The 19,207-nt window shown below is 39.6% G+C and carries 17 protein-coding genes; 9 read left to right on the top strand and 8 right to left on the bottom strand.

The genetic code is table 11. The features are described 5' to 3' along the window. Positions 1-44 precede the first annotated feature (44 nt). The 4 genes from AC1D7X_RS09235 to AC1D7X_RS09220 form a co-directional block, all read right to left on the bottom strand. Positions 45-1,991 carry an FtsX-like permease family protein gene (locus AC1D7X_RS09235; RefSeq protein ID WP_495456503.1) on the bottom strand — a complete coding sequence of 649 codons (1,947 nt, stop codon included), beginning with the start codon at positions 1,989-1,991 and terminating at the stop codon, positions 45-47. Then, positions 1,981-2,742 (bottom strand): ABC transporter ATP-binding protein, encoded by a 762-nt coding sequence (locus AC1D7X_RS09230; RefSeq protein ID WP_495456502.1) that lies wholly within the window; start codon positions 2,740-2,742, stop codon positions 1,981-1,983. The genes AC1D7X_RS09235 and AC1D7X_RS09230 overlap by 11 nt, the downstream gene beginning before the upstream one ends. A gap of 100 nt (positions 2,743-2,842) precedes the next feature. After that, positions 2,843-3,847 carry a sensor histidine kinase gene (locus tag AC1D7X_RS09225; protein WP_495456501.1) on the bottom strand — a complete coding sequence of 335 codons (1,005 nt, stop codon included), beginning with the start codon at positions 3,845-3,847 and terminating at the stop codon, positions 2,843-2,845. Continuing rightward, positions 3,840-4,535 carry a response regulator transcription factor gene (locus AC1D7X_RS09220; protein ID WP_495456500.1) on the bottom strand — a complete coding sequence of 232 codons (696 nt, stop codon included), beginning with the start codon at positions 4,533-4,535 and terminating at the stop codon, positions 3,840-3,842. Before AC1D7X_RS09220 ends, AC1D7X_RS09225 begins: the two co-directional genes overlap by 8 nt. 190 nt (positions 4,536-4,725) lie before the next feature. Here AC1D7X_RS09220 and AC1D7X_RS09215 point away from each other — a divergent pair, with 190 nt between their 5' ends. The 4 genes from AC1D7X_RS09215 (at position 4,726) to AC1D7X_RS09200 (ending at position 7,991) form a co-directional block, all read left to right on the top strand. Continuing rightward, a complete protein-coding gene (locus AC1D7X_RS09215) occupies positions 4,726-5,760 on the top strand; it encodes a C40 family peptidase (protein ID WP_495475072.1) in 1,035 nt (344 codons plus the stop codon). A gap of 169 nt (positions 5,761-5,929) precedes the next feature. Beyond that, positions 5,930-6,433 (top strand): DUF2798 domain-containing protein, encoded by a 504-nt coding sequence (locus AC1D7X_RS09210; protein ID WP_495456499.1) that lies wholly within the window; start codon positions 5,930-5,932, stop codon positions 6,431-6,433. A gap of 180 nt (positions 6,434-6,613) precedes the next feature. Further along, complete coding sequence (locus AC1D7X_RS09205) at positions 6,614-6,961, top strand: PadR family transcriptional regulator (protein ID WP_495456498.1); 348 nt, start codon at positions 6,614-6,616, stop codon at positions 6,959-6,961. Between the two features lie 4 nt (positions 6,962-6,965). Further along, positions 6,966-7,991 (top strand): HAAS signaling domain-containing protein, encoded by a 1,026-nt coding sequence (locus tag AC1D7X_RS09200; protein ID WP_495475071.1) that lies wholly within the window; start codon positions 6,966-6,968, stop codon positions 7,989-7,991. Between the two features lie 101 nt (positions 7,992-8,092). Here AC1D7X_RS09200 and AC1D7X_RS09195 read toward each other — a convergent pair whose 3' ends face one another. Then, positions 8,093-9,139, bottom strand: a complete 1,047-nt coding sequence (locus tag AC1D7X_RS09195) for a bifunctional transcriptional activator/DNA repair enzyme AdaA (RefSeq protein WP_495475070.1) — start codon at positions 9,137-9,139, stop codon at positions 8,093-8,095. Between the two features lie 189 nt (positions 9,140-9,328). On the opposite strand from AC1D7X_RS09195, the gene AC1D7X_RS09190 reads away from it, so the two are divergent. After that, a complete protein-coding gene (locus tag AC1D7X_RS09190; RefSeq protein ID WP_495475069.1) occupies positions 9,329-10,270 on the top strand; it encodes a MerR family transcriptional regulator in 942 nt (313 codons plus the stop codon). A gap of 111 nt (positions 10,271-10,381) precedes the next feature. Here the strand turns inward: AC1D7X_RS09190 and AC1D7X_RS09185 are convergent, their stop codons facing one another. Further along, entirely contained in the window at positions 10,382-10,732 is a 351-nt protein-coding gene (locus AC1D7X_RS09185) for a RidA family protein (RefSeq protein ID WP_495456494.1), read from the bottom strand. A gap of 533 nt (positions 10,733-11,265) precedes the next feature. Between AC1D7X_RS09185 and AC1D7X_RS09180 the strand changes: the two genes are divergently transcribed. Together AC1D7X_RS09180 and aguB are read left to right on the top strand one after the other, a co-directional pair. Beyond that, positions 11,266-12,297, top strand: a complete 1,032-nt coding sequence (locus AC1D7X_RS09180; RefSeq protein WP_495475068.1) for an agmatine deiminase family protein — start codon at positions 11,266-11,268, stop codon at positions 12,295-12,297. Positions 12,298-12,316: 19 nt separating this feature from the next. Further along, on the top strand, positions 12,317-13,195 hold the full coding sequence (gene aguB / locus AC1D7X_RS09175; protein WP_495475067.1) for an N-carbamoylputrescine amidase: 879 nt from the start codon (positions 12,317-12,319) through the stop codon (positions 13,193-13,195). Positions 13,196-13,342: 147 nt separating this feature from the next. Here the strand turns inward: aguB and AC1D7X_RS09170 are convergent, their stop codons facing one another. Further along, positions 13,343-14,230 carry a TetR/AcrR family transcriptional regulator gene (locus tag AC1D7X_RS09170; RefSeq protein ID WP_495475066.1) on the bottom strand — a complete coding sequence of 296 codons (888 nt, stop codon included), beginning with the start codon at positions 14,228-14,230 and terminating at the stop codon, positions 13,343-13,345. Positions 14,231-14,496: 266 nt separating this feature from the next. Between AC1D7X_RS09170 and AC1D7X_RS09165 the strand changes: the two genes are divergently transcribed. Continuing rightward, positions 14,497-16,005, top strand: coding sequence for a DHA2 family efflux MFS transporter permease subunit (locus tag AC1D7X_RS09165; protein WP_495456490.1), 1,509 nt, complete (start codon positions 14,497-14,499; stop codon positions 16,003-16,005). A gap of 107 nt (positions 16,006-16,112) precedes the next feature. On the opposite strand, the gene AC1D7X_RS09160 is transcribed toward AC1D7X_RS09165, so the two are convergent. Continuing rightward, positions 16,113-17,219, bottom strand: coding sequence for a PdaC/SigV domain-containing protein (locus AC1D7X_RS09160; protein WP_495475065.1), 1,107 nt, complete (start codon positions 17,217-17,219; stop codon positions 16,113-16,115). Between the two features lie 450 nt (positions 17,220-17,669). Between AC1D7X_RS09160 and AC1D7X_RS09155 the strand changes: the two genes are divergently transcribed. Then, complete coding sequence (locus AC1D7X_RS09155) at positions 17,670-18,902, top strand: GHKL domain-containing protein (RefSeq protein ID WP_495475064.1); 1,233 nt, start codon at positions 17,670-17,672, stop codon at positions 18,900-18,902. The last annotated feature ends 305 nt before the right edge of the window (positions 18,903-19,207 follow it).

Here is a 19,207-nt window from a genome sequence, read left to right as displayed (position 1 = left end):
ACAGCTCCAGAGCATGGGTAGCCTGGAGCTGTCGAATTATCTAATTAAAGAGATTCTTTAATTACTTTCTTATAATGGAACACGGATAGAATGCCGAATACGGAATATAGAGCGGTGTATAATACCATCACAATGACCATTGGTGCCCACAGCTCTGTTCCAAATAAGAACCAACCGGATTGGACTGCAAAATAACTATGGAGTAGACCAACGACTAAAGGGATACCAAAATTAAAGAGTTGCTTCCTTTGAATTCCTTTTAACAAATCTCCTTGTGTGAATCCTAGTTTTCTTAGAATGGTATAACTGGCCTTTTCATCTTCACTCTCATCCATTTGTTTAAAATAAAGAATACATCCGGATGTGATCAGAAAGGTTAGACCTAGGAATCCCACGATAAACATGATGAGTCCCATACTCCGTTTCTGGTTGTTACTCATTTCTAGTTGTGAATCGTATGCAAGTGTATCGCCGAATCCAAGTTCCTTAAAGACGTCATTAGCCTCTTTAAGTTGACCTTGCTCATTGATATCAATGCCGATATAGACAGAAGACTTTTTCTGAATATCTGGGTCTATGTCTTTTTTCAAGCGATTAAATATCGTTTCGTCTACGATAGCAACAGGCAGACCACCACTAGTGAAAAATCCTGAAACGGGTGAGTTCATATCTATTCCTTTATACTGTTGCGGAATAACGTCATGGAGACCCTTCAAATCAATAGGTCCGGTCTTTTTCATCGACATAAATTTCTGTAGTATTCCACTAGATCCGGTAAAAAGGGTCTCGTCTGCGGATAAATGGATATCTTTGATGGCTTGCTCACTAATCACAGGCATAGTCATAAGACTCGTGTCAAAGTCCAATCCTTCTGTATTGGCATCCATGATGTTCTCTACATTCACATTTACCTGAATGACATCCATGGTTCTATCCATATACGATATGTTGTTCGCGGTTAATGCCGCTTTAAATTGCTCTGCATCCTGGATATCCGTAATTGAAAAGTCTTGCGGGACATAGTTCTCGGCAGTCTTTTCCGCGGAGTAGTATGAGATATAACTTAAGGATAATAAACCAATCGCAAGTCCAGATACCGCCGTAATAATGGTTAACAATACGGCATTCGATTTCATTCGAAACATAATGGATGACAGCGACAATACTTCATTAATATTGAGGTAGCCATTTTTCTTTTTTCGAATGATATTAAATATGAAACGGACAGATCCTTTATAAAATAAATATGTCCCGATGATGACAGATGCTAGAATAACGACCATCGCAGTGAAAAGTTCATTTACTGTGGCGAAGTCTCCAGTGAATAATTTGGATGAAATATAGTAGCCAAGAGCGATGAATATCACTCCAATGATCCCAATGATCATTTCAAGGAAGGACACTTTCTTCACTTTGCCTTCAGTCATGGACGTCACTCTAAACAAGGATAGAATACTCTGTCTTTTGATAAACAAATAATTCATCATCATGATCAAGAGATAGATCACGAAGAATACAATCAGTGTCTGGATGAGCGCCTTATAAGAAAAATGTAGCGTTGCTATCGCATCAACACCGATCGTTTTAAATAGAACCATAATAATCAGTTTGGAAACGGCAAATCCGACAAAGATCCCTAGCACTAGTGATCCGAAATAAAGGATTAAGTTCTCAGCTGTAAGGATACGGAATATTCTGTTTTTGGTCATGCCTATGAGTTGAAATAGACCAATTTCTTTACTGCGTCGTTTAATAAAGATGGTATTCGCGTACAACAGAAAAATGGACACAATAGCCACAAGGAGAACGGATGCGGCTTTAATCGCTGCGACCCCTTTGACAGACCCTGATGTCGCATCCAAGGCTGGGTCATATTGTAGCGTGACAAATGCAAAGTAAAGGGCGGCGCTAAAGATTAAGGCAAAGACATAAAGGTAATAATTCTTGAGATTTTTCCGCAAATTGCGAAACATGAGTTGATTAATACTCATTCTGCACCCCGCCTAACACACTTTGGGTTTGCATGATGTCCTTAAAGAAGGTTTGTCTTGTTTCTTCCCCTTTATTTAACTGTGTATAGATTTGCCCATCTTTTATGAAGATCACTCGACTACAATAACTTGCCGCTACGGGATCGTGAGTAACCATAATGATCGTTGCTTTTCGCTTCTGATTAAGTTCACTCAACTTGTTTAGGAGGTCTGACGCCGATTTGGAATCAAGTGCACCAGTGGGCTCATCCGCAAAAATAATACTTGGTTCATGAATGAAAGCTCTAGCTGCAGAGGTACGTTGTTTTTGACCCCCTGAAATTTCATTTGGATACTTATTCTTCAGATCAGCAATCCCTAGTTGCGTTGCAAGTGCTTGGAATCGTTGTTCAGCCTCTTTTTTCGGAGTTTTTGTAATGGATAGCGGTAATAGAATGTTTTCTTTCACAGTCAGCGTATCTAATAGATTGTATTCCTGAAAAATAAACCCTAAATGATTTTTTCGGAATTCAGCTAACTGTTTTTCCTTCATACCTGAAATTTCGGTTCCCTCAATCTTAATGGTGCCGTTGCTGATCTTATCAATAGATGAGAGCACGTTGAGCAACGTCGTCTTTCCTGAACCGGACGCACCCATAATACTTACGAATTCCCCTTGTTCAATGCTAATATCTAGACCACTTAACACGGATTGTTTGTTAAATTTACTACCATAACTCTTATGAATTTTTGTTGCTTCTAATATAACCATATCAACACACTCCCTTTTCTCAATATCTTTAGTATAAAAGGGTTTAACTTTCTTATCCTTCGATTAGCCGAACAAATGAATAAAGCATGTGACATTGTTGTCACACGCTTGTGATCCGTACGAATTCATTTTTTTGTGGAAAAGTTAACGTAACGGTCGTACCGATGCCAATGGCTGATGTCACATGGATTTGGATGAGTAATGACTTCGCTGCTTTTTTGGCTAAATATAACCCCATGCCAGTGGCAGCATTATCCTGATGCATGGTCGTGGATGTGAAACCTTTGTCAAATATGCGAGGGAGATCTCTGGGGTCAATGCCACGCCCACTATCCTTCACCTCAAGAATGGTGTGTTCAGCTGACTGATAACTGCTAATCATGATGTCAGAAGTTTGGCTATATTTCACGGCGTTGGTTAAGAGTTGTCTAAGGATAAAGGCAAGCCATTTGGCATCACTTAAGACCTCGGCCACTTCTAGATTGATGTCAAAGCCAATACCCTTTTGAATACACCAGGACTTTAAGGTTTTGATCTCATCAAAAATAATCGTTTCTATATCCGATTCCTTAATATATAGATCATTCTCAATAAACGGGATACGCCGTTGATGCAGTTGTTGATCGAGTAAGAGATGAATTCGCAGCCATTCATAGGTTAAATGAGTCTTCATAGCTTCATCCTCTATACGGTCGATCATTAAATGCATCGCTGTTAGCGGTGTTTTCACTTCATGAATCCAAGATAGTAAGTCATCTTTCTCTTGCTCCAGGTTTATCAGATTAATCGATGCTGTGTTTTTGAGCCGTTCCGTTTGATTGGTCATACTGTTCTCGATAATCACTTCAAAAGGACTTTCTGAACTGGACATACTCGTTAAATCCAGATTATCGTCCCGTTCTTCTAAGCTTTTGTAGAATCGAGTCTCCTTATTGTAGCGAAAGACCAAGAAGATCGTAAAAAGGATCATCGATAAAAACACAAGATAGAGGATCGATTGGAGTGGGATTGCTGAGTCAATAAAAGCGACAAAGATGATCAGTAGTTGCTGAAGCATAAATAACATGATCCAGCTGCGACGTTCAATGATATATTTTCTAATCATATAGAGCAGTCTCTTCCACAGCCATATAACCTTGTCCGACTTTTGTTTCAATAAAGGTACCCAGACCAATCTCTTCTAGCCTTTTTCGTAGACGATTGACGTTGACTGTGAGGGTATTATCACTAATAAAACGCTTGTCATCCCATAAGCTATTTATCAATTGCTCTCGGGTTACGATCTTATTCTTCTGCTCGATGAGCATTTTTAATATATATATTTCATTCTTGGTCAGTTCAATCGATCCTGCATCATGGGTAACGGTATTTCTCTCATAGTCCACCGTTGCTCCACACCATGTTTTGAGTTCGATAATGTCTGTATTGTAGTTATATACACGTCGAAGAATCGCCTGAACTTTGGCAATCAGCACATCGAAATGAAAGGGCTTCTGAATATAATCATCCGCTCCAAGCTGCATAGCCATGACAATATCCGTTGGGTGATCGCGAGAGGATAGGAATATGATCGGAATGTTAGAGTGGGCTCGAATCATTCTGCACCAATGAAACCCATCGAATTTAGGCAATTGAATGTCAATCACGACTAAGTCAGGTTTGATATCCGTGAATTCCTGAAGCACTTTACTGAAATCGGTAATCCCATACACATCATAGGACCATTGCGACAATCTATCTTTGACCTCATGAAATAACGTTGCGTCATCTTCAATCAATAAGAGTTTAAACAAATGAGCTCACCACACTTTTAAGTTCTTTTACAAATGATTGTATAGGAAAACCTGTGTGGATGCCATAGAGAGGTCATTGTCAGGACTTCCTCTTGCTTATTTACAAATAATCCAATAATTGAAACAAAACTAATCAACCATGATTTCGTACCAATACATGGAACATATCAATCAACGAGAGGACGACATCATGACGATAAAAGGGAATGCTATGCTTCTGTTACTACTTACATCTATGCTCTATTCAGCTCCAGTTCATGCGGCAACGACGCCATCAACTCCGGTTAAGGCTATCTATCTGGACGACAGTGAGCTTCAACTTAAAGTTCAACCAATGCTGGTAAACAATACAGTGCTTATTCCCATGCGTAAGTTATTTGAAGCTCAAGGAGCTAAGATATCCTGGAATAGCGGTACCCGAACAGTGAAGGCAACCAAGGGGGATATGGTACTAACCTATCATATTGGGGATCGCACAGCTTCTAAGAATGGCCAATCGCTCAGCTTGAACGTACCGGGTCAAATTAGTGCTGGGTATACGATGATGCCGCTACGATTCGTCAGTGAAGCACTGGGAAGTAATGTGAAGTGGGATGCTAACACTCGTACGGTCCGGATCTCTTCCGCGATCAATTACGACACAACGGTTCTTTATGGTGTTAACTTGCGAAGCTTGCCCGATTCCACAAAGGATTCCGTGATTCGTGAAATGCTACCTACAGGCGAGAAAGTTCATGTCATTCAGGAAGTCGGCGCTTCCTGGCTGGAAGTGCTGACTAAGGACAACAAGAAGGGATACATCTCGGCTAAACCTAAGTATAGTAATTATACCAGTGCGTCTCTCGTTGAACGGCAAGCGGATGAGCTACTTGCATATGGAGAGAAGTATCTAGGCACAACATATGAATTCGGTGCTTCAACGGATCAGACGCTTACGTTTGACTGTTCTTCTTTCGTTGCACATCTCTTTAAGGACAAGCTGTCGATTGATCTCCCACGTGTATCTTACAATCAAGCCAAAGAAGGTAAGGAAGTTGGGATTAATGATCTGCGTAAGGGAGATTTGTTGTTCTTTAGCGCTCGAGGGCTCGATATCGGTCATGTGGCCATCTATGCGGGTAACAATCGAATATTACATACGTATTCGAAGGAACTTGGCGTTCATGTTGAGACTTTAGATGCCAAGTGGATGAAGCGATTTGTAACGGCTCGTAGACTATTTTAAGTTGGCACGATAGTTAACAAATTTTACCTACAACACTGACATTCATTTGAATGAAATGCTATAATGAATAGATCAGTGTGTAGAGATATTGGTCCGCTTATGAACCAAAAATATATGTCTCTTTGATACGTCTGCCATCTGAAATATGATTTACGGAGAGATGACAAACATGCACGGAGAAACAAGACTGCCTAGAAACGCAAAAGAAGGGTTATTATTTTTACTGATTATTTCAATCATTTCAGTAAACACGATCGCACCTATTATAGTAGGATTGGAACGTGGCTTCAGTAAGGAAGTGTACTTAGATACACTAAAGATTATTCCGTTCATGTGGATCATCGTAGTTTTATTGGTGAAATTAGTTGCAGGACCGCTTGTTGGGAAAGTAATGCCGAAATTCGTGGGGAAAACCGATGGATTTAATGCTAGGGTTCTATTGAACACATTATTGAATGTCACAGTATTATCTATTTTATTGTCGATTATCGGTACTTGGGTTGGAACGAAGGAAGTAAGCCTAGAACCATTTAAAAACTACCTCCACATCTGGCCAAGGAACTTTGGTATAGCATTTTGGATTGAATTGTTGGTTGCGCAGCCAATCGCAAGATTTGTAATGAAAACATTACATGCAAGACAGGATCGTAAAACAGAAACTGTGAATGCGTAACTAACCGGAACGCTGTAAAGTAATAAAATAATTTAAGGGACGTCCATAGCGGGCGTTCCTTTTTTGCACATTCGGAGGATACGTACCCGACTCAAAAAGAAATATAATTGTAAATATTTATTAATATTATATTCACAATAGTGTGTGACGTACAGTATAATAAAAACAGGAGTTGATCAAATGACTGATGTAAATGAAGCAATTAACGGGTTGTTAAGCGAATTGAGGCGCGGAACAATTGTCATCAGTGTGCTCAGTCAATTATCCCAACCCCAGTATGGATACTCTCTTGTTCCGGTATTAGCGGAGAAAGGGATACCTGTTGATCCTAGCACGTTGTATCCATTGCTAAGAAGGTTGGAGAAGCAGGGACTGTTAGAGAGCAAATGGGACACGAATGAGGCACGCCCACGGAAATATTACTTACTTAGCTCTTTTGGAAGAGAAGTTTATGATGGACTATGTCGGGAATGGCGTAAATTAATAATCAGCATGGAAGACATCATTGGTGACAATAAAGGGGGATAAGAAGATGGAGATGATTGATCGTTATATTTATGCGGTAACGCAACGCTTACCTGAACAGCAGAGGGCGGATATTAAACAAGAACTGCTTGGGTTGATCGAAGATATGTTGGAGGAACGGAGTCTGGCTAGTGAAGCGTCGCAAAAGGATGTAGAAAGTGTACTACTTGAACTTGGTCCCCCAAATGCACTAGCTGCAAAGTATCGTGGATATGATCAGTACTTGATCGGTCCGATGTTGTTCTCTCCATATATGACAACGCTCAAGATCTCCCTTATCTCAATAGTTATTTCTATGACAGCCTTGTTTGGGATTGATATGATCATGGAACCTCTAGGAATTGTTGCACATTTCACAAGTTATCTGGAATCACTGTTCATGATAGTGGCCCAAGGTTTCTTCTGGGTCACCATTATATTCGCATTGATTGATAACCACCACCAGAAGAATGCCGCTGTTCCAAACAACAACAGTAAAGGGTGGGACACATGGAACCCATCTGATTTACCACAAATACCTGATATTAGGAAACAAATTAAAATGTCAGAACCGATTACAGGCATCATCTTTACTGTATTGTTTACAGTGTTATGTGTAAACTTCAGTGATCTGCTCGGCATATGGAGGTTAAATGACGGAGAGCGAATATCGATTCCATTTTTGAATCCAGACGTATTCCACAACTATTTACCGATGATATGGATTATTGCTGCACTTGGCATCTTAAAAGAAAGTATCAGAATCATCATGCGCGAGAGAACAGGTAAAATGCTAACGTTTCACATCATTATATCGGTGGCATCCACCATATTAGTGTGCGCCATCTTTGCCAATACAGCCATATGGAATCCTCATTTCATCACACAGGTGGAATCAGCAGGACTCATAACTGTAGGTGGAGAAGGATATGACACCGTTGTATCGATATGGAATCGATTGTCTTCTGGGTTCATTAGTATCATTGCATTGGTCGCATTAATCGACATCGTATCCGAAGCGTATAAGTTGTATCGTGCAAAAACCTCTGTATGAGCAAGTAAAAAATATAAGAATAAATAGAAGAGTTATTGAAATCTTCGTTGAAGAAAGTCGCCTATACAGCGACTTCTTTTAATTTAAGACGAGATATGATTTTATACTCCTGCCTTTTCATGACGTAATAGCCATGCTTTACGTGATAGACCCCCGCCGTAGCCGCCTAAATCGCCATTCGAATTAATGACGCGGTGACAAGGAATCATTATGGCAAGCTGGTTAGCGCCATTGGCTTGAGCCACCGCACGAAAGGCGGTTGGTTTACCTAATGACACGGCAATGTCGGAATAGGAGCGAGTCTCACCAGGTGGAATTGCCATTAACTGCTCCCATACGCTTTTTTGAAAAGGAGAACCCAGTAAGGATATGGGGGTTGTAAATGTAGTCAGTTTACCCTCGAAATATTCAGTCAATTCGCCTTCAATCGATCGAATCGATTCCGTAACACCAGGGATAATCGCTGATTTCGTCTTTTGTCTAAGCCGTTCTACCTCGCGTTCTAGTCCTCGTCGATCAACAAATTCTAAGAGATAAATCGCATGCTCATCCCCAATGGCAATCATGGGTCCCAGGGGTGTATCAATCCAAGACGATTTCAGCACCTTACTATTGTCTAACAAAGTAGGCGCAGCACCCATGATTCGAGAAAATGCATCTCTGAACCCACTACTGGATTCATACCCAGTCGATAGTTGCGTATCAATGATGGTTCGTCCAGATCTAATATTCTTCATGGCAAGTCCCATACGACGTGCTCGTGCGTATTCAACAAATGTCATACCGAATCGTTTTTTGAATTGACGGCGTGCTGTTGATTCATCTACTGAGAGATCCTTGAAGTCCTGTTCTTTCCACCGTTTCTCAGGGTTGTTCTCCACGGCCTCCACAAGTACACGAACAATATCTGAGACATGATTCGGATGAGATAAGGGGCGACATCGTTGACATGGACGAAAAGAAGCGAGTAGCGCTTGCTGTGCATTCTCGTAAAATTCGCAATTTTCAAACTTTGGCTTTCGTGCAGGGCAAGTCGGGCGGCAGAATACACCCGTTGTCTTAACACCTACATAAAACACACCTTCATATTCCGTTCTTTTTTCTAATAAAGCGGTGTAATATTCTTCGTAACGTTCGGTAGGTATCATTCTCGTGGCCCCTAAACTTGGATTATGACCTTATTATAGGCCCTCTCGCAGGAAGGCGTAGCCGAAAATCAGGCATCTATTTTTTTATTTTTATGAGAAAATATCTGAAATACATATTGACTTAACGTGCACGTAAACCGATACGATTGATTTATGAAGTCTTCATTAAATATATAAGAGGGAGGGACAATGATCAAAACTCAGCTGAGTCATATTGGGGATATATCTTCACGGTATGGAATTTCAAGTCGAACACTTAGGTATTATGAAGAAATTGGATTGTTAGCAAGTGTGAGGGAGACGAATTATTCCAAGCGCTATTATAGTCCAGAGATGTTATTAAGGTTGGAGCTGATTTTGTTGTTGAAGAAACATCAGTTCTCTGTTAAGGATATCTCCATTGTATTATCGTCAGATGATCTACGAACTGTCGTAGAAGTCTTCAGTAACAAGCTTAGCGAAATCAATAAAGATATGACTGACATGATGATGGTGAAAAATAGAGTTGAGCATATGTTGTCTTTTCTGCAAACGAGAGGGTATTCGAAGAACAATATCATTCAGCAGTTATTGAATATTTCCGAATTGGATACTCCTATTATATTGGATAAAGGACAGGTGAAGGACCCTATGGAGGATGACTTTAAAGGGAATCAAGAACCCTCAAGGCTTCAGGATCATGAGGTGCGTTTTATTGAGTTAAAACCTATGAAGGTCGCATATTATCACTCAACGAGCAGTCTTGGTCAACCGGAAGATGATGCTTGGCAGGTGTTATATGCTTGGGTCAAGGCGCAAGGATTAGAACAACGATCCACCACCCGGTATTTCGGCTTCGATTCATTAGGGCAGAACAGAGAGCATGGGTATGAGATGTGGGCCACAGTATCGGATGATGTTGAACCATCGGGCAAAATCGGAATAAAACAAGTAAGTGGAGGTTTATACGCCGTATCAAGTCTATTGGGATATGATATTCCCATCGCTTGGAACAGATTAAATGAATGGATCCACAAGAGTCAATACAACTCGGGTTCGCATCAATGCCTGGAGGAACATTTCCTATTCAATGGAGAGATGTTTGTTAACGAGACATTCCAACTGGACTTATACCATCCCATCTCAAGCTAAGCATTCAAAGGAAAGGTCATCCATAATAGATGACCTTTTTAACTTGGTGTCGGTGAAATCGTGGGCCTATTGATATCTGTAAGTAGAATTAAGTATGAGTTATTGCTGGTTCTAAAGAGAGGTTGGGTTGTATGCGACTCCATCGATCATCATTAGGCAATCTGAATCAATAAATTCAGTTGTTGATGTCATTCTTGCAGGAAATTGATCTGTTTCAAAGTAATCTAGGAATACTTTTTCCATTTCAGGTAAGTGCTCAATATGTTTAAGATATACATTCACTTTAACGACTTTATCCAATGTGGTATTGCATTGTTGAAGTGTCTCTTTTAAATGTGCAAAGGTTTCGTGTATCTGCTGAGTGAAACTTTCTCCATGTCCCCGATGCAAACCGATAAATACATAATCCCCTGCTACAACTGCCGAAGAATAGCTGAATGGGGTTGTAATTCTATGTACCATTTAATCCGCTCCTTGTCATTTAGTTTTACAAGGGTATCCCCTGTAACAAGTAAATTATAGAACATACGTTCTTTATATACAAGTTTTTTCCAACGGAAATAAATATGGAATGCTGGGTGTGGGGAAGACGGCAAGAATTAAGCCCATCTTGTATAAATCCTCCTAGTAATTGTGATATAGTATGCATTATATAAAATACATTAATTTACATATTATAATTCATCTTAATTTAATTAGAAGGTGTGATTTAGTTATGGAAATCTTTATTTTCTTGGCTTCCCTTGGAGTGTCGATATTTAATATATCATCCACTAGAGAAGTCTGATATATAGAAATCAGTAACGGAGAATTAAGATAAATTAATAAATTAATAGATTCATATGATGAGGGAGTTCCCATAACGGCACTCTTTTAGCATCCTATTTCTTGCATGTGACTTCCATTGTGACCTATTATTTTTTGTTATATGATAGGATGATAAAAAGATGCTTATATGCCTAAATTAAACCAATGATGGCGATATGGAGGGAATTATGAATCCTAAAGACTTAAACTATAGAATGCCTGCGGAATGGGCGCAACACACACGAACTTTTATCTCCTGGCCTGTTCAGGATTCCATGTGCTACCCAGATCAATATGAAGACGTATGTCGAGGGTATGCTGATATTATTACAGCCATAGCTGAATTCGAACCGATTACGGTTGTCGTCAATCCAGATGACCTGGAGAAAGTAAGTGGTTTATTTATTAATGATCGGATTGAATGTTTACCTATCGAGCATAATGATGCATGGCTTCGAGATAACGGACCGACCTTTGTGGTTAATGATAAAGGGGAGTTAGCGGGTGTGAACTGGGGATTTAACGCTTGGGGTGGCAAGTATTCACCGTGGGATCTAGATAATGAGGTAGCTCCACAAATCCTGAAGCATGTTGGTGTGAAGCAGTTTGACGCACCCCTTGTAATGGAAGGTGGTTCTGTTCACACGGACGGTGAGGGTACGTTGCTGACAACGGAAGAATGCCTATTGAACAAGAATCGTAACGCACATATGAGCAAGGATGAGATCGAAGCGCACGTGAAGAACTTCGTCAATGTAGATCAGATTATCTGGTTAAAAAGAGGACTAAGCGGTGACGAGACAGACGGTCATGTAGATAACATTGCCTGCTTCGCGGCTCCTGGTAAGGTGATTATTCAGGTATGCGATGATCCAGAAGATGAGAATTATGCAATTACGCAAGAGAATCTTAAAACATTACATGAAGTGGTGGATGCCCAAGGTCGAAAGCTTGAGATTATTCAGATTCAGCAACCACCACAAGCTTTCTTTGAGGATCAACGGCTAACCTTAAGTTACTTGAACTTTTATTTCGTAAATGGGGGTATTATTTTACCGGTATTTGGTGGCGATGCGGAGGAAACGGACCGTAAGGCACAGCAAGTGCTGAGCGAGACGTTCCCAGAGCGCAGAATTCGCACTGTGAATGGTATGGCAATCATCCGCGAGGGTGGTAATGTCCACTGTACAACGCAACAAATGGCTGTAGGGCAGTCGTAATATAGAGGAGGTTAGACATATGAGAAACGTGAAGGTGGCAGCCACACAGATGAGCTGCTCAAGCAATAAAGAAGTGAATATCCGCAACGCGGAAGTGCTGGTGAGAGAAGCGGCGCAGCAAGGAGCGCAGATTATCCTGCTACAGGAGTTATTTGAAACGCCGTATTTCTGTCAAAAGGAAAAGGCTGATTATTATAGCTACGCGACGGAGCTTGCGGAGAACGATGCGATCAGACATTTCCAGAAGATCGCTAAGGAGCTAGAGGTTGTACTACCGATCAGTTTCTATGAGAAACGGAACAATGCCCTCTATAATTCGGTTGCCATCATTGATGCGGATGGTGAAGTGCTCGGCAAGTACCGAAAGAGCCATATCCCGGATGGTCCAGGGTACGAAGAGAAATTTTACTTCAATCCAGGAGATACAGGCTTCAAGGTTTGGAAGACGCGTTATGCTAAGATTGGGGTCGGTATATGCTGGGATCAATGGTTCCCTGAAGCAGCACGTTGCATGGCATTGATGGGTGCGGAGATACTGTTCTACCCGACGGCAATTGGTTCAGAGCCGCAGGATGGATCCATTGATTCTAAGGACCATTGGCAGACTTGCATGTTGGGGCATGCGGCCTCGAATCTCGTTCCGGTCATTGCCTCCAATCGGATAGGCTTGGAGTCAGATGACGATTCTAGTATTACATTCTACGGTGCTTCATTCATCGCAGGACCACAAGGCAACAAAATTGTGGAAGCTAACCGAACAGAGGAAGCAGTACTGATAGCCGAATTTGATCTAGATCAGCTGGAAGCTCAACGTCTTGAGTGGGGGATATTCCGCGATCGCCGTCCGGAACTTTACCGAATCATCACGTCCTCTGATGGCGAACTACGTGTAGACTAATGCTAATAGAATGCTGCTTAGGTTCTACTATGAATATGAATATGAATAAGCAAAAAAGGTCACTTCCACGAAGTGACCTTTTTTTGCATTCTTAATGATTTTCACTGGATACTTTTATTCCTTATTTCATTGTTGTAATACGGGATTTCAAATCATCTTGTGTACTATTTTATAATAATGTTCGAATACTTTTGTTTCATGAATTTGAGGACACATCTTCAAAGACAACAAAGCACTTTCAATTAAGAACACTCTCGGTTCTTTAGGGTTCATGAATTCCTCTTGGATAAAACACAACAATTTATGATAGGTAGATCGGTTGATATCATCCGTTGCGAATACTTTTTCAATCATTTTTTTTAAACTGAGTGTTGCAAAAGAAAATTCATTATTAAAAAAGTCGATGTTGTCTGAGTTAGGCAATAGAATATGTATTTTGTCAGGTGAGAAAATTTGAATTTTTTTGCTACTTACATCTTCTATCATGATTTGGATGCGGTCCATGCAATAATCAATAAGTTCTTTTAAAGTAACTGTCTCATTCATGGCAGTAGATGTTTGAAGCATATTTTGAAGGAGTCCTGTAAATACGATGGCACAATCAAAAAGATAAGGTCTCTTATCCTCAGAGAATATATTTACGAAACGGTCATGGATCCATTTTAAAAATAAAAATCTAGACTGCTTGATAAATAGGATTAATTCGGTATCGTCTGAGACCAGTGCATCTTCTATGAGCTGTAACATTTTATTCTTTCTGTTTAGCGTCATGCTCAGAAGAATTTGTTGGGAGAATATATGTATATCATCGAGGTCTTCCCCAATGAGCAAGGCATTTCGCTCTTCCTCAAGCTGGCTCTGAATGGACGTGAATACAGCTTTAAATAGCTCCCCCTTAGAGGCGAAATAATTATAAAAGGATCCTTTTGAAATACCACTGTGATTCAAAATATCCTGAATAGATGTAGCATGATATCCCTTTTCAATAAATAGCTCATGTGCCTTATGGACGACATGTTCTTTACGTTTATTCATAGCGATGCCCCTTTAACTGGACTTGTTCTAGAATAGACTAGCTCATTTTAATGCATATTACAATTGAATCAAATGGATTGCTGAGAAAGAAAATGGGGTAGGGTAAATCTGGATATTTGAATGAACGCCAACTTGAAAAAGGAATAATAAAGGAGTAGTATATGATACATTGTAACATAAGTTCAAAATTGGACTGTCGGTATTATTTGATGTTGCTTATACAATCATACAGTTACTTTAAATGAAGAGAAGGAGAGAATTTCGTAATGAAAGCAAAAGAAAATAAGGCGTCATTCGGCATTCTAGCCATTCTTATGATTGGTGCGTTTGTGGCTCTGCTGAGTAATACATTACTTAATATAGCATTACCATCGATTATGAGGGATTTCGATATCACGGCCTCAACGGTACAGTGGCTATCTACGGGGTATATGTTGGTCAATGGGATTATGATTCCATCCACGGCCTTTTTGATTCAAAAGTTTACGGCGAGACGGTTGTTTCTAATCGCTATGGCCTTGTTCTCTATAGGTACATTAATTGGGGGATTCGCACCAAGTTTCAGTGTGTTATTGATAGCTCGAATGGTCCAAGCTTCTGGGGCAGCGATTATCATGCCATTATTAATGAATGTATTATTTACCACATTTCCACCTGAGAAGCGTGGGTCAGCTATGGGCATGTTCGGATTAGTCATGATCTTTGCACCTGCGATTGGACCTACATTGTCTGGTTGGATTATTCAGCATTATGAATGGCCAGTACTATTCTTTATCATTGCACCTATCGCCATCTTGGTGTTCATCCTAGCCTTCATTAAATTACATGATACCAAGGAAAAAATTGATCTTAAGATTAATGTTCCTTCTATTGTTCTATCCGCTATTGGGTTCGGTGGAATATTATACGGTTTTAGTTCTGCTGGAAATAAAGGATGGGATTCTCCGATTGTGGTATCCTCACTCATTATTGGGGTCATTTCTTTAACGACGTTTATTGTACAACAATTGAAGATGAAGCAACCTATGCTTGACTTCAGAGTATATAAGTTCCCCATGTTCGCTTTATCTTCTGCGATTTCAATTACATTAAATATGGCGATGTTCTCTGCTATGATGTTGATGCCAATCTATCTACAGAATATAAGAGGTATTTCACCTCTAGACTCTGGATTACTCATGTTACCTGGAGCTCTAGCCATGGCAGTCATGTCTCCGATCACAGGTAAAATATTTGATAAATTTGGAGCAAAAGTATTAGCCATTATTGGTCTAGCTATCGTGATTGTGACGACGTACTTCTTCAGTCAGTTGACAGATACTACAGAATATAGGACCTTGATGATGATGTACACGATGAGAATGTTCGGTATTGCTATGGTTATGATGCCTGTCATGACCAACGGACTAAACCAGTTACCGGCAAGATATACGCCACATGGTACAGCTATGAATAGTACGATTCAACAAGTATCCGGAGCTATTGGTGGAGCATTACTTGTCACCATCATGTCGACTCGGACAACAACACATGTGAGAGAAATGGTGGGGGCGGCTGTTAGTAAGCTAACTACGCCACCTTCAGAGAGCACCTTATTAGAAATACAACAACAGTTTATTTCGAAGGCTACCATTGAAGGCATAAATGATGCATTCTTAGTGTCCGCAGGAATTGCTGCAATTGCATTAATTCTGGCATTCTTTATTAGAAGAACAAGACCTGCGGAGGATCCCAAAAGAAATGAAGCAGCTATGAAGAAAGAAGCAACTCAATAAAACTTTATTAGAAGGAATGTTCAAAAAGGCACTCCATCCTAAGGATGGAGTGCCTTTTTTATATGCCTTTTTAAATATTATTATTTTACAGAATACTATTCTATGGCTTACTTAAAAGAAGCAAAAGGGTCTGTACCCTTTGGAAGTAATTCCGAATAATTAAACTCGTACGTAGGTATGCCAGCAGCATAAGGAGCAATTTCGTATTGTTGATATAGGATAGCAATTCCACCTTCTTTAACGTAGAATTCAGGCTTAGCATTCAATCCAGGCGACACGTCTGCGAAGGACACCTCCTTTGTTCTTTCCTTCAGCATCTTGTCTAGGTTTTGTTTGTAATCTGGAGCTGCCTTCATGAGGTCACCTAGTTCCAGCTGTTTCCCAGTATTAAGTGAGAAGGTAAGACCTTCACGTATAGTGCTTCCATGGGCTCCACCTAAGTAAGAGCTTTGATCGACAATAATACTGAGCACATCCTCACGATTGAAGGACACTATAAAGTTTTGAATGAATTCATATTTACGTTCGATAGAGCCGTCTCTTATACTTGCCTGTTGTTCACTTGCCGTTACGAAAGCGTCAGTCTTCTGCATGAACACGGTATTGATCGCTTGTTGAGCTTCGTCTGTCAGCCCACTGATTTGTGGATATTGAATTTGAATAGCTGCATTCTTATTACTTTTATCTAATGTCTCAGATGAAATACTGATATCGTTCATCACTCGCTTACTGATATCTAGTGATTTCAAGGAAGGGTTATACTCCCCTTGGAAACCTAAGTAATCACTTAATAACTTGAATGGAACATACAAGTGTCCGTCCACATTTTTCACTTCATATTTATTAGTATAACTGTAAATATAGTATCCGTTGAGGTTCGTATAAACACCATATTCCGAGGTTTCCATATTAAGCTTTTTAGATCCAATATCTACGGTTGAAGTTTTTGTGCTTGGTGTATAGCTTAGCGGAAGCCCAAGAGCATCACGTAGAAATGTTAATGGAATCATGGTATTCCCGTTTATAGATTTCCCCTGTTGTGTTGACACCTCACTATTATATTTAAGTACAACATGGGTCTTCTGTACGCTTTTGTTAATAACCTGATTGTTAGTGCTAGCGGCACTTACAGAAGCCTCTCCCGTCAGCATGGAACCTCCTAGTACTATTCCAGCAGACAATAGGGCTACGCTCCATTTCATACCTTTATTCATATTAAATTTCTCCTCTCGCGGGTGGTCACATATGGATATGATGAGATACTTTACCGAAATAACTCTACTACCTATATTACATGGAGTGGATTGTGGATTTGTTTACAAATGTGGTTACAGTATTGTTGCATAATGGATCATTCGAGATGTGGCTCATCGGAGTGAGTCATCCGGTAATTTGTTATTTTAGCGAAATATGATGTGATATAAGGCTGGAATATTGGAATATCCATTGTAAAAGGGTGCATCAAGTTGTACTATTTGGTGTGAACCTAGTGGCTTGTGTTGCGATGGGTAACTAAATGAAATGTCGCATTTGTAGTAGTCATAATGTACTAAGATCACGTCACAATATAACCAAAGGACTAAATAATAATGTTCAAAAACATATATTCTAAAAAGAAAATCATATCTTTTATTGTTGTTTCTTGCATAGTGCTGAGTATCCTTATGGGAGCTAAACTGTTTATATCTTATTATTCAATTGGTAAATCAGCGGAAGTCACTATAGCGAAGCAGTATATAGAAATAGCTAAAGATATTGCAGCAGGATTAGATAAAGAGGTATATCAACAGTTTCTATCAACCTCAAAGGATGATGAGAATCGTAAACAAATAAAAAATTATCTAGAACAATATTACAGTCGAATAAAAGCGTTATATATATATGTTTTAATGCTGGATGAAACGGATGTATCTAAGGTGATGGTGTCTGCTGTTCCCTCAGGAACAAAAGATTTCGCCATAGGAGAACCTTGCACCGTTCCAGCTCATCAAATAAAGCAAGCAAAAGATGGCCAAAACTACTATACGGATATTATAAAGGATAGACATAACGGATCTTATTTATCTGTTGGGGTCCCCTTTTACGATAATCATGGAGAGATACTTGGTGTTATAGCTATTGATATTGATGCGGATGAACTGACGAAGGTAAGTGACCAAGTTCTTAAAAGTAGTATTTTTATCTTTTTGATTGATATTTTGTTTGCTGTTATATTATTGGTTGTTGCTTTTAGCTTAAACCAGTGGTACAAAAATGGGCTAAAACAAGATTTGAAAGAGTCGGAGGATATGTATATCTCAGAACTTAGAAGAGTCATCGATGCCATTAAGTCGAGCAGACATGACATGCTTAATCATCTTCAGGTTCTCGTCGGTCTAATGGATATGCAGTTGTATGATAAAGCGAACGATTATCTCAAACAGATGAGCGTGGAATCCAAAATAGTAGAAATGTCATTACTGATTAAAAACCCAATTCTTATGATTATATTTCAAAGTAAATGGGAGTTTGCCCAATCTAAAAATATACAGATGTATTTTGATACGGATCGGAATGAGTATTGTAGATTGAATTCGATGGATCTGGCAAGAATTTATTCTAATCTATTGGATAATGCGATAGAAGCAACAGAAGCTTACATGGGTGACCAGACTAAACAGATCAATGTTACATGTAAAACGATTGGCGAGAAGTATATTTTCACCGTGGAGAACACGGCTAGACTTACTGCTAAACAAGAAAAGAGTCTATTTCAAAATGGGTACACAACAAAGGAAAATGGTGATGAACTTAGTGGTAATGGGTTGAAAATTATTAAAAGAACGGTAGAAATATATAAGGGTGATATTTATTTTGAATATGAAAATGATAAAGTCTTTATACAGATTACGATATAGACAGGCGGTTGATCAATTTACAGGCATAGGGCAGGCTGCACTTCAACTTGATACTCAAGCCAAAAAACTAGTAGATATCATGTGAGAATTTTTAGTGTTTAGAGACACCCATCAGGGTAGAAGATGCACTCAGCATGGGGAACCCCATTCCGTTATGGAATGGGGTTTCTTGGTGTTTTTGAATGTGAACGTTGTTTAAATGGACACATCTTACAGATTGGATAGGGTATGGAGCGGCTATAAGATGAAGCAAATGTAACTCAAATGGTATAATGAACGAAATAATTCTGGTAAGACGGATCGAG

The sequence above is a fragment of the Paenibacillus sp. Y568 genome (genome assembly GCF_059445545.1).
Note: the sequence above shows the minus strand (reverse complement) of the source record. Positions and strands in the feature narration are given on the sequence as shown.